The sequence below is a fragment of the Mesorhizobium sp. M7A.F.Ca.CA.004.12.1.1 genome (assembly GCF_003997835.1).
In the GTDB taxonomy this organism is placed as follows: Bacteria; Pseudomonadota; Alphaproteobacteria; order Rhizobiales; family Rhizobiaceae; genus Mesorhizobium.
Genome location: NZ_RZRK01000107.1, coordinates 1 through 11,214, shown reverse-complemented (window position 1 = coordinate 11,214; position 11,214 = coordinate 1). Strand labels below are relative to the sequence as shown.

16 protein-coding genes and 1 pseudogene are annotated in these 11,214 nt (G+C 63.5%); 1 reads left to right on the top strand and 16 read right to left on the bottom strand.

Annotated elements, in window-relative coordinates:
- The 16 genes and pseudogenes from EN984_RS38670 to EN984_RS08190 all read right to left on the bottom strand — a co-directional run.
- A pseudogene (locus EN984_RS38670) lies at positions 1–145 on the bottom strand (helix-turn-helix transcriptional regulator); the annotation flags it as partial.
- Between the two features lie 88 nt (positions 146–233).
- Positions 234–968: an arsenical resistance protein ArsH gene (arsH, locus tag EN984_RS08265; protein WP_256754955.1), complete on the bottom strand. Its 735-nt coding sequence runs from the start codon at positions 966–968 to the stop codon at positions 234–236.
- A complete protein-coding gene (arsC, locus tag EN984_RS08260; protein WP_127270859.1) occupies positions 961–1,383 on the bottom strand; it encodes an arsenate reductase (glutaredoxin) in 423 nt (140 codons plus the stop codon). Before arsC ends, arsH begins: the two co-directional genes overlap by 8 nt.
- Positions 1,380–2,069, bottom strand: coding sequence for an MIP/aquaporin family protein (locus EN984_RS08255; RefSeq protein ID WP_127270860.1), 690 nt, complete (start codon positions 2,067–2,069; stop codon positions 1,380–1,382). The genes arsC and EN984_RS08255 overlap by 4 nt, the downstream gene beginning before the upstream one ends.
- 5 nt (positions 2,070–2,074) lie before the next feature.
- On the bottom strand, positions 2,075–2,581 hold the full coding sequence (locus EN984_RS08250) for an arsenate reductase ArsC (protein WP_127270862.1): 507 nt from the start codon (positions 2,579–2,581) through the stop codon (positions 2,075–2,077).
- 16 nt (positions 2,582–2,597) lie between these two features.
- Entirely contained in the window at positions 2,598–2,930 is a 333-nt protein-coding gene (locus tag EN984_RS08245; RefSeq protein ID WP_127270864.1) for a metalloregulator ArsR/SmtB family transcription factor, read from the bottom strand.
- A gap of 65 nt (positions 2,931–2,995) precedes the next feature.
- Positions 2,996–3,694 (bottom strand): RES family NAD+ phosphorylase, encoded by a 699-nt coding sequence (locus EN984_RS08240; RefSeq protein ID WP_127272117.1) that lies wholly within the window; start codon positions 3,692–3,694, stop codon positions 2,996–2,998.
- Complete coding sequence (locus tag EN984_RS08235; RefSeq protein WP_127271235.1) at positions 3,688–4,110, bottom strand: MbcA/ParS/Xre antitoxin family protein; 423 nt, start codon at positions 4,108–4,110, stop codon at positions 3,688–3,690. Before EN984_RS08235 ends, EN984_RS08240 begins: the two co-directional genes overlap by 7 nt.
- A 370-nt stretch (positions 4,111–4,480) precedes the next feature.
- Complete coding sequence (locus tag EN984_RS08225; RefSeq protein ID WP_127272119.1) at positions 4,481–5,914, bottom strand: aldehyde dehydrogenase family protein; 1,434 nt, start codon at positions 5,912–5,914, stop codon at positions 4,481–4,483.
- A gap of 161 nt (positions 5,915–6,075) precedes the next feature.
- On the bottom strand, positions 6,076–6,459 hold the full coding sequence (locus tag EN984_RS08220) for an ACT domain-containing protein (RefSeq protein ID WP_127268885.1): 384 nt from the start codon (positions 6,457–6,459) through the stop codon (positions 6,076–6,078).
- Positions 6,460–6,474: 15 nt separating this feature from the next.
- Entirely contained in the window at positions 6,475–6,954 is a 480-nt protein-coding gene (locus EN984_RS08215) for a GNAT family N-acetyltransferase (protein ID WP_127268887.1), read from the bottom strand.
- 217 nt (positions 6,955–7,171) lie between these two features.
- Entirely contained in the window at positions 7,172–7,912 is a 741-nt protein-coding gene (locus EN984_RS08210; RefSeq protein WP_127268889.1) for an SDR family oxidoreductase, read from the bottom strand.
- Between the two features lie 66 nt (positions 7,913–7,978).
- Complete coding sequence (locus EN984_RS08205) at positions 7,979–8,452, bottom strand: flavodoxin (RefSeq protein ID WP_236382718.1); 474 nt, start codon at positions 8,450–8,452, stop codon at positions 7,979–7,981.
- 145 nt (positions 8,453–8,597) lie between these two features.
- The gene (locus tag EN984_RS08200) at positions 8,598–9,587 is read right to left on the bottom strand and encodes an aldo/keto reductase (protein WP_127268893.1); all 990 of its coding nucleotides are present in this window, start codon (positions 9,585–9,587) and stop codon (positions 8,598–8,600) included.
- A 5-nt stretch (positions 9,588–9,592) separates the two neighbouring features.
- Positions 9,593–9,928: a carboxymuconolactone decarboxylase family protein gene (locus tag EN984_RS08195; RefSeq protein WP_127268895.1), complete on the bottom strand. Its 336-nt coding sequence runs from the start codon at positions 9,926–9,928 to the stop codon at positions 9,593–9,595.
- 57 nt (positions 9,929–9,985) lie between these two features.
- Positions 9,986–10,381 carry a cupin domain-containing protein gene (locus tag EN984_RS08190; RefSeq protein ID WP_127268897.1) on the bottom strand — a complete coding sequence of 132 codons (396 nt, stop codon included), beginning with the start codon at positions 10,379–10,381 and terminating at the stop codon, positions 9,986–9,988.
- 153 nt (positions 10,382–10,534) lie between these two features.
- Between EN984_RS08190 and EN984_RS08185 the strand changes: the two genes are divergently transcribed.
- On the top strand, positions 10,535–11,214 hold a 680-nt coding region (locus EN984_RS08185), incomplete at its 3' end, for a LysR family transcriptional regulator (RefSeq protein WP_164765406.1).

Here is an 11,214-nt window from a genome sequence, read left to right as displayed (position 1 = left end):
GCGTCGAGGACGGAATGTCGAGCTTGCCCTGGACGCTGCCGACGGCAAGCCCGTCGTCACCGGCGCGCACCAGGATGCGATAGAGCTGAAGCCGCGTCGGGTTGCCGAGCGCTTCGAGCTGGGAGGCTGCTTTTTCGAGTTTCATGGAAATAAACTATACGGCACTTTTCGCATCGTCAACCCAAATTTCGAAAAATATGGAAATACGAAACCCAGGCACCGTCAAAGGTGCCTCAGATCGACCGCTGGTTGACCCGCTTGGCGACCTCTTCCGCACTCTCGACCCGCTCGGAATAGCGGTCCGTCAGGTAGTTGGAGCGGTCGCGCAGGAGCAGGGTGAACTTCATCAGCTCCTCCATCACGTCGACGATCCGGTTGTAATACGATGACGGCTTCATGCGGCCGGCTTCGTCGAACTCGGCGAAAGCCTTGGCGACCGACGATTGGTTGGGGATGGTGACCATTCGCATCCAGCGGCCAAGGATGCGGAGCTGGTTGACGGCGTTGAAACTCTGGGAGCCGCCGGAGACCTGCATGACGGCGAGCGTCCTGCCCTGCGTCGGACGTACTCCGCCCATCGACAGCGGCAGCCAGTCAATCTGCGCCTTCATCACCCCCGTCATGGAACCGTGCCGTTCCGGAGAGCACCAGACCTGGGCCTCCGACCAGATGGACAGGTCGCGCAATTCCCTGACCTTGGGATGGTCGGCGGACGTCGAATCCGGCAGCGGCAGGCCCGAAGGATTGAAGATGCGAACCTCGGCGCCGAGGCGGCGAAGGATTCGCGCGGCCTCCTCGGTGACGAGGCGGGAATAGGACCGCTCCCGCAGCGATCCGTAGAGCATCAGCACGCGGGGCTTGTGAATGGACCTGGGCGCGTCCAGCAGAACCTGCATATCGATCGGCCGAAACTGCTCTTCGTCGACGTTCGGCAGCGCGTCATCGGCGACGTGGTTCTGCTCAGCCAATGCGCTTGCCCTTGATGTCGACGACGACTTCGCCGTCCTCTTTAACGAACGGCCCGATATTGGGGTTGGGCAGGATGTCGAGAACCGCTTCCGAAGGTCGCGCGAGAACGACGCCGAGACGCGTGACCACGATCGGCCGATTGATCAGGATCGGATGCGCCATCATGAAGTCCAGAATTTCATCGTCGGTCCACTTGGGATTGCCGAGATCGAGTTCCGCGTAAGGCGTGCCCTTCTCGCGCAGCAATTGGCGCGGCATCATGCCCATCGCGGCAATCAACTCGACCAGCCTTTCGCGCGACGGTGGCGTCTTCAGATATTCGATCACCTCCGGCTCTTCGCCGGACTGGCGGATCATGGCCAGCGTATTGCGCGAGGTGCCGCAATCGGGGTTGTGGTAGATGGTGACGGTCATTCGGCAGCCTTCATCTGTCTTGTTGATTTCGCTTCGGCGAGCAGCCAGCCCGCCAGGGCCATGGCCAGCAGCGCCCCCAGCAATTCGGCGGCTATGAAGCCCGGCAGGTCGACCGGACGGATGCCAGAAAACGTGTCGGAAAAGGCGCGGGCGATCGCGACAGCCGGGTTGGCGAAGGAGGTCGAGGCCGTGAACCAGTAGGCGGCGGTGATGTACAGCCCGACAAGCCACGGGATCGCGTCGGAGCGGAAGCGCAAGCCTGCCAGGATGGTGAACACAAGGCCGAAGGCGGCGACTGCCTCCGCGAGCCATTGCCCGGTTCCGGTCCGCACCGTCGCTGAGGCCTGCAGGATAGGCAGTTCGAACATGGCATGGGCCAGAAACGTCCCGGCAATGCCGCCCACGACCTGGGCGGTGACATAGGCAAGCGCCGCGTTCGCCTCGATCTCGCGGCGAAGCGCGAACACCAGCGTAACGGCCGGATTAAAGTGCGCCCCTGAGATCGGTCCCAGTATCGTGATCAGCACGACGAGGATCGCCCCGGTCGGCAGCGTGTTGCCGAGCAGCGAAACGGCGACGTCGTGTGTCAGCCGGGCGGCCATGATGCCGGAGCCGACCACGGTCGCGACGAGCAGCGCGGTTCCCAAGGCTTCCGCGACGATGCGGCGTGGCAGGTCGTTCGCCACGAGCTTCAGCCGGCCTTCGGCAGGTTGCGGCCGATTTCATCCAGCCGCTTCTGCAGGGCAAGCTTGTCGACCATGCTCATCGGCAGGCTGATGAAGATCGAAATCCGGTTGTTGAGCATGCGATAGGCTTCGGCAAAGGCCAGATGTTTTTCGGCATCGGTGCCCTCCGCGTCAGCCGGATCAGGCACGCCCCAATGTGCGGTCATCGGCTGTCCTGGCCAGACAGGGCACGATTCATTGGCGGCGTTGTCGCAGACCGTGAAAACGAAATTCATCTCCGGCGCACCGGGAACCGCGAATTCTTCCCAGTCCTTCGAACGGGCAAAGGACGTGTCGTAATTGAGGTTCTTCAGAAGCTGGAGCGTGTAGGGATGCACCGCCCCTTTGGGATGCGACCCGGCCGAATAGGCCTTGAACTTGCCGGCGCCAATACGATTGAGAATCGCCTCTGCGATGATCGACCTCGCCGAATTGCCGGTGCAGAGGAAAAGAACGTTGTACGGTTCGCTCATGGTGCATGCCTCCCTTCTAGCATTTGCAGGTTACCGCCTGGATCACGGGCTGGCAGAGCTCCGGCGCGCCATTGCAGCAATCTTCCATCAGATAGGCCAGCAGGTCGCGCAGGCCGGTCATGTCGGCGACATAGCGCACGGTCCTTCCGTCGCGTTCGGGACGGATCAGCCCGGCATGGGCGAGCACCTTCAGATGCGCCGACATGGTGTTCTGGACCGTGTCCAGCCTCGTGGCGATCTCGCCCGCCGGAATGCCTTCCGGACCGGCACGCACGAGCAGCCGGAAGACATCCAGCCGCGTCTCCTGGCCAAGTGCGGCCAGCGCGTTCAAAGTGCTTTTCTTATCCATATATCCGAATCCTTGGATTTATGGATATCGGCTTCCCAGCGATCTGTAAAGCGTGTCCGCCGCCATCATGTGACGGCAAGCACCTTTCCCGTATCGTGCTGGCGCACGAAGTCCACGCGGGCGCCGTCCCAATGGTAGCTGTAGTGGCGACCCTGCACTGGAATGGTAATGACATCGGGCCAGAAGATGCCGATGCAGCCGCCGCCCGGCATGCGCACGCTGTTCCACACCAGTCCGTCGCTGCCTCCTGCCCGCAGCGCCCGCCCTTCCGCCTGCGAGGCGGAATAGTCGTCCGGGTCGAGCACGCCGGGCACGGCGTTGACGTCATCGAGGTCGCGGTCGACGCTGCCGATCAGCACGCGGAAATCCGCCGTCCAGCCCGGCCCCTCGTTGGTGGCGCGCATGAATTTCTGATGATGGTGGATGGTTTCGGCCAGAGCGACGTCCTCACTGTCGCCGGCATAGTAGATGCCGTAGCTGCCATCCGAGAAGCGGCCTGGCCTCAGCGTCGAGCAGTGCACGAAGGGCGCCATCACGAAGCTGGCGCCGGGGCCGGAAACCCGCCTTGCGGCCGACACCTTGCCGAGGTCGCCGATCTCGAACCTTATGCGCGGGTTGGTCTTCGCCTCGACCGAGGCCAGCGCCTCCCAGTCGCGCGGGTCGGCAATGTCCTCGAACAGGTCGATGGGCGGATGGATGGAGCGGATGATGCGGAAGGTCTGGGGCCAGTCAACGCGGCGCCTGACCGCAAGTCCACTCACCATGCGCCACGCTCCGCATCGAGCCATTCGCGCATCGCCGAGAGATCGGAGATTTCGCCGCGCAGCATCAGGTCGAGGGCCGACTGGCCGCCGAAGGTGGCATTGGGCTTGCGGATCCAGGCGTAGCCGCGTGCCGGCTCCGTGAACAGATAGCGCAGGCCCTTATGGATGCCCATCAGATGCGCCATGCGGGTGCGCAGGTCGCGGTCGATCCTGCCGACGCCGCCTTCTTTCGCCCCAGTCTTCCAACGCGCCCAGGTCCGGGCCGACATGCCGCCGAGCAGGATGCAGGCCTCCAGGTCAGTGAGGTTCCAGGCCTTGAACAGATTAACCGTGGTGCGCGCCAGCGCGCCGGCCTCGTCATCCGATATGACGCTGCCAACCGTGGCCGGTGTCGTGACAATGGACTGAAGCTGCATTTTGTTGCCTCGCTATTGGCAGATATATAGCATGAATTTGCCAATTGGCAAGGAGATCAGCAAGGCAGGGCCATCGCTTTCAGGCCAATGACGGCTTCCGTCTTGTGAAGGCCACCAATCGCCAAAGTCGGCGCCGCCCCTCATCCGCCTGCCGGCACCTTCTCCCCGGATAGTGACGGGGAGAAGGTAGCTGGCCGCATCGCTGGCGCCTATTCTGCAACATTGGAGATTGGCGAAACCGTCCATGACGGCGTCTTTCTCCCCGTCACTATACGGGGAGAAATGCCCGGCAGGGCAATGAGGGCCGGCGCTGACCTCGGCGATACCGGACGGACAGCGCGCCACATATCGTGGCGCGCCCTGACCAATTTTACTCCGCCGCCTCATACCCCGCGATGCCCTTGATCTCCAAAAAATCCTCGAGCCCGTATTCGGCATATTCGCGGCCATTGCCCGACTGCTTGTAGCCGCCGAACGGCAGGCCGGCGTCCCACTGGGGATAGTTGATGTAGACATTGCCGGTGCGCATGCGCGCCGCCACTTCGCGCGCCTTCTTCATGTCCTTGGCCTGGATGTAGGAGGCGAGGCCATAGACGGTGTCGTTGGCGGTCTCGACCACCTCGTCGACGCTGTCGTAGGGCATGATCGCCAGCACCGGCCCAAAGATCTCCTCGCGCGCGATGCGCATGTCGTGGGTGACGTCGGCGAACACCGTCGGCCTGACGTAATAGCCGCGGTTGAGTTCGGCCGGACGGCCGGGGCCGCCGGCGACCAGCGTCGCACCTTCATCGATGCCGGCCTGGATCAGGTCCTGGATCTTGTCGAACTGGATCTGGCTGACGACCGGGCCAAGCTTGGTGCCGGCAGCGTCGGCGGGGCCGACGGTGAACTTTTCCGCCGCGGCCTTGGCATAGCCGGCCGCCTCGTCATGGCGGTCGCGCGGCACGAACATGCGCGTCGGCGCGTTGCAGGACTGGCCGCTGTTGCTGAAGCAGCCGGCGACGCCCTTGCTGACGGCGCTTGCGAGGTCGACATCCCCGAACAGGATGTTGGCCGACTTGCCGCCAAGCTCCTGATGCACGCGCTTGACCGTGTCGGCGGCGGCCTTGGCCACCAGGATGCCGGCACGGGTTGAACCGGTGAACGACATCATGTCGATGTCGGGGTGGCTGGACAGCGCCTGGCCGACGCCCGGTCCGTCGCCATTGACGAGGTTGAAGACACCCTTCGGCACGCCGGCCTCGTCGAGGATTTCGGCGAAGATGATGGCGTCGAGCGGCGCGATCTCGGAGGGCTTCAGCACCATCGTGCAGCCGGCGGCAAGCGCCGGGCCGACCTTGCAGGTGATCTGGTTGAGCGGCCAGTTCCACGGCGTGATCAGCCCGACGACGCCGATCGGCTCCTTGACCACCAGATGGTTGCCCTTGACGTGGCGGAATTCGAAAGTCTTCAGCACGTCGGCCATCTTCTGCAGATGCGCAAGACCGATGCCGACCTGGCTGTCCAACGCCATCTGGCGCGGCGCGCCCATCTCGCGTGACACAGCGACGGCAAGATCGCCACTGCGCTTCTTGTAGACCGCGATGATGCGGTTCAACAGGTCGAGCCGCTCGCCAACCTCGGTGAAACCAAAGCTGTTGAAGGCGCGCTTGGCGGCGGCCACCGCTTTGTCGACATCGGCCTTGGAGCCGAGCGAAATCTGCGCAAAGGCGTCCTCATTCGAGGGATCGATGACATCGAAAGCGTTGGGCACAACAGGATCGACCCACGCGCCATCGATATAGAACTGCAGATTGTGTGACATGGTTTTCTCCTTGACCGCATCGTCGCGCCGGGCCGTCATATCTGGCTGGAGATAACGATGCACAAACGCCGCTGTCAAACGCAACCCCCGAAGTGGTTGAGCCAGTGCGGCAGTGATTGAGCCAGAGCGTTCGGGTCAGCAACCGGCTTGGTGAGGATGGACTACAGCAAGATATGCCCGGCCTCGACCAGAAATCGCCTCGCCGCAGCCTGATCCGTCGCTTTCACCAACAGATGGTCGCCATCGAAAGTGGACACCACGAAGATGCCCAGCCCGTTTTCCGACAACGGCCTGATGACCGACAACACGATACCGGTTTCGTCGAAGGCAAACGGCCCCTGGAGCTTGAAGGCCACCCAGTCACCGTCCTGCCTGACACTATCCGGCACACGATCCTGCAGGCAAACGATCGAAAGCTCGTCGTCAGTCCTTGTGATGCTGACGAAGCCTGGCCCGTCCGCCCAACCGGGGATGGTCTCCCCCGCCGCCAGCCGGGCAACCGCGTGAAACCCTGGGAGTTGTTTGAGCCTGACGCAGATGGCCATTGTCGAACCCCTCCCTCAGATCGCCGGTGATCCCGCCAGCTTCTTGCTCATGTGGACCGTCATACCGTTCATGAAAGGCTCTTCCCTATCGATGACATAGCCATACCTTTTGTACAGCGACACATTCGCCTCGAAGGCGCCATTGGTCAGCAGGCGAAGCTCGAGGCGGCCCGCTTCGACCGCCTTGCGCTCGGCCAGTTCCAGCAACAGCCGGCCGATCCCCCTGCCCTGCGCATCCGGTGCCACACAGACATTCTCGATCCACAGGTGACCGTCAGCCAGCACGGTTTCGATCATCCCGACGATCCGATCATCCTCGACGGCGAGATCGAACGGATGCTCGGCAACGGCCTTGTCGTAGTCGGTGCGCATCGGCAGCGGCTCGCGGCCGATCACCGGCACCCATTTGACATAGGCGGCACGAACGATATCCCGGATCGCGGCGGCGTCAGCAGGCACGGCCGGCCGAAGCCGGATGGAAGAATTGTTGGTCATCAAAGTGCTCCAGACATGAAAAACCCCGCCGGCGGTGTCGCGGGCGGGGCTGGAAACGAACGAACCGGGTCTATCCTGCCGATCTTTGTCGTCGCGCAATCAGTCTGCCGCTCCGCATTGTGCAGGGGCGACGTCGCTTGGTGTTGGTGGGCGCGAGGAAGAACATGGCGCCAAGCTGGAACAGGAAGCGCGGCGCGTCAAGACACCTACAACGGCTTCAGTATTCCTGCGCCGTCGGTCTGAACAGGATTTCGTTGATGTCGACCTCGTCGGGCTGGCTCATGGCGAACACCACCGTCCTGGCGAAGGAATCGGCCGGAATGGCCACCCGGTCGTAGAGTGCGCGTACGCCCTCGGCGACATCGGCCTCGGTGACGCTGCCGGGCAGTTCGGTCGCCACGGCACCGGGCGAGATGATGGTGGTGCGGACGTTGTAGGGTTTCACTTCCTGGCGCAGACCTTCCGAGATGATGCGCACCGCGTGCTTGGTCGCGGCATAGACCGCTCCGCCCGGCCCGACCTTGTGGCCGGCGACCGACGACACGTTGATGATGTGGCCGCTTTTCTGCGTCTTCATGTGCGGCAGTGCCGCGGCAATGCCGTAGAGCACGCCCTTGATGTTGACGTCGATCATGCGGTCCCAGTCCTCGACCTTGCCGCGCTCCAGCGGGGAATGCGGCATCAGGCCGGCATTGTTGATCATGACGTCGACGCGGCCGTGCGTCTCGACCGCATGGTCGACCAGATGCCGGACCTGGCCGACATCGGTAACGTCGGTCTGAAGGATGGCGCCCTCGCCAAGTGAAAGCGCGCCGGCCAGCGCCTGCAACCGGTCAAGGCGGCGCGCCCCCAGGACCAGTTTCGCACCCTCCCTGGCCAGAAGCCGTGCGGCGGCTTCGCCCAGCCCGCTGCTGGCGCCAGTGATGACGACGACTTTGTCCCTGATGTTCTCGGCCATGATTCTTTTCCTTTTCTGATCTTTGGCTTCGCTGCCCACGGCAGCCTGGGCGTTCGCGTTGGCGGCTCAGCGGGGCAATTCGACCCGGCCGAGCCAGCCGGTGACCTCGTCAAGCGTCTGGCGTTCCTGGTCGCACTGCTTGGAAAAACCCTTGATGAGCCGTGCCCCTGGTGCATGATCTGCGAGGACTTTCAGGCTCTGCCCTGTTCCGTAGCCGCCATGGGTGATGAACGGCACCAAGGTCTTGCCGGACAGATCGTGTTTCGACAGGAAGGAGCGGATCACCGAAGGCGCGGTCATGCCCCAGATCGGAAATCCGAGGAACACCGTCTCGTAGGTTCCGATATCAGGCACCGTGGCGGCCAGCGCCGGTTCGAAACCGGACTCCCGCTGCTGCTCCGCCACCGCAACCTGCTGCTTGTAGTCTTCCGGGTAGGGATCGACGGTCGCGATCTCGAAAATATCCGCTCGCAGAGTCCTGCTGATCTGGCGCGCGATGACCCGCGTGTTGCCGGTGCGGGTGTAGTAGGCCACCAGCACTTTGGCGCCGCCCGTTCGCCGCGCGCTCGACGCACTGGCGGGCGGCTCGATCCGGGACTCAATCCGGCGCCCAGAGGCAGTGCAAGCATGGTCATCAGCGCACCTCGTCTTGAGACTGGTTGGCTCATCACGCTCTCCCAGGTGGCTAACGATCGATCCTTGCTTCCTGTTGCGGAGAATAGCGCGCTCCCTTCACCGCGATCGCCGAGACCGCATTCTCGATGTTGGCAAGATCGTCCGCCGTCAGCGCGATGGTGGCCGACGCGATGTTCTCTTCGAGGCGATTGAGCTTGGTGGTGCCGGGGATCGGAACGATCCAGGGCTTCTGCGCCAGCAGCCAGGCGAGAGCGACCTGTGCTGATGTCGCCTTCTTCTCGGCAGCGATCACGCCGATCGCGTCGACCAGCGCCTGGTTCGCCTTGCGGGCGTCTTCCGCAAAACGCGGCACGGTGTTGCGGAAGTCGCTGCTGTCGAACGTCGTGCTGGCATCGATGGCGCCGGTGAGGAACCCCTTGCCCAGCGGGCTGAAGGGCACGAAGCCGATCCCCAGTTCTTCAAGCACCGGCAGGATCGCCTCTTCCGGTTCACGCCACCAGAGCGAATATTCGCTCTGGACCGCGGCGACCGGCTGTACCGCATGCGCGCGCCGGATCGTGCGTACGCCCGCCTCGGAGAGACCGAAATGCTTCACCTTGCCTTGGCTGATCAAGTCCTTCACAGCGCCCGCCACCTCTTCGATCGGCACGACCGGATCGACGCGGTGCTGGTATAGGAGGTCTATGTGGTCGGTCCTCAGCCGCCTGAGCGAGGCCTCGACGACGTCACGAATATGCTGCGGCCGGCTGTCCATGCCATCGTGTCGGGCTGTCCCGGCGATGTCGATGCCGAATTTGGTGGCGATCACCACCTGGTCGCGGATCGGCTGCAGCGCCTCGCCGACGACCTCCTCGTTCGTGAACGGTCCATAGACCTCCGCGGTGTCGAAGAAGGTGATGCCACGGTCGAACGCCGCCCTGATCAGGTGGACTGCATCCGCCGTCTCCATCGGCTGCCCGTATGACTGGCTCATTCCCATGCAGCCGAGCCCGATGGCCGAAACGTCGAGACCGCTGTTTCCAAGTGTGCGCTTCTGCATTGTCGTTATCCCTTCTTCTCGGCGTCGGCTTGTTCGAAGACCTTGCGGGCAATGCCCAGAGCCGTGGCTGCCGTTGGCCATCCGGCGTAGAAGGCGAGATGTGTAATGGTTTCGATGAGTTCGTCGCGGGTGACGCCATTGTCGAGCGCGCGCTTCATGTGAAAAGGCATTTCATTGATCCGGTAGCCCGAAATCAGGCTGGTGACGGTGACAAGGCTGCGGTCCCGCGGCGACAGGCCGGGGCGCTCCCAAACGTTGCCGAACAACACCTCGTCGGTGTATCTGCCAAGCGCGGGAGCGATATCGGAGAATGGGCTTTTCAGCCTTGGAACATCTGTCATGGTGGTCTCCTTCGAAGAGTTCGGGCGTTGAACTCGGCGCCACGCGCCGATACTTGGTCAAACCCCGTATTGTTCGTCGCTGACATGCTCCAGCCAGTCGACGACCTTGCCGTCGAGCGCTTCGGCGACAGCGATGTGGCTCATCGCGGTGGTCGGCGCGGCGCCATGCCAATGCTTCTCTCCGGGCGCGAACCAGACGATGTCGCCGGGCAGGATCGGTTCGATCGGGCCGCCCTCGCGCTGCACCAGGCCGGCGCCCGAGAGGACGATCAGCGTCTGGCCAAGGGGATGCGTGTGCCAAGCGGTGCGCGCACCGGGCTCGAAAGTCACGGTGGCGCCGCCGACGCGGGCGGGCTCGCTGCCCTTGAACGGCGCGTCGATGCGCACCGCGCCGGTGAAATAATCGGCCGATCCCCTGGCCGAGGCTTGAGAGCCGTTTCGCGTGATGTCCATGGTTTTGTCCCTTCCTGGCAACAGGCGTGACACGACCGCCGGTCTTCAGAGGCTGCCGGTAGAGGCGCCCGGTGTGATGACGCCTATCTAGGGTCTGCGATTGGTGCCGATTAGGTGCTATATCCAGCATGATCTTATGAAAGGGGCTCATGAATGCCGCGAGACAATCTGAATGAGCTAACCGCATTCCTCGCCGTCGCGCGCGAGGAAAGCTTCACCAGGGCGGCGGCCAAGCTCGGGGTTTCCCAATCGGCGCTCAGCCATACGGTGCGGGCGCTGGAGGAGCGGCTGGGCGTGCGGCTCCTGACCCGCACCACGCGCAGCGTGTCGCCCACCGAGGCCGGCGAGCGGCTGGCTCGCACCGTGGGGCCGCGGCTCGATGAGATCGAAGCCGAGATCGCGGCACTCAGCGCCTTGCGCGAAAAACCCGCCGGCACCATCCGCATCACCGCCGGTGAGCATGCCGCCGATGCGATCCTGTGGCCTGCCCTGGCGAAATTCCTGCCCGACTATCCTGACATCAAAGTCGAGATCATCGTCGACTACAGCCTGACCGACATCGTTGCCGAGCGCTTCGACGCCGGCGTGCGGCTGGGCGAACAGGTGGCGCGCGACATGATCGCGGTGCGCATCGGCCCCGACATGCGCATGGCGGTGGTCGGATCGCCGGCCTATTTCGCCAAATGGCCGAAACCGCGCACGCCACAGGACCTGACCACCCACAATTGCATCAATCTGCGGCTGCCGACCTATGGCGGGCTCTACGCCTGGGAGTTCGAGAAGGCCGGGCGCGAGCTGAAAGTGCGGGTCGAGGGCCAGTTGGTGTTCAATAC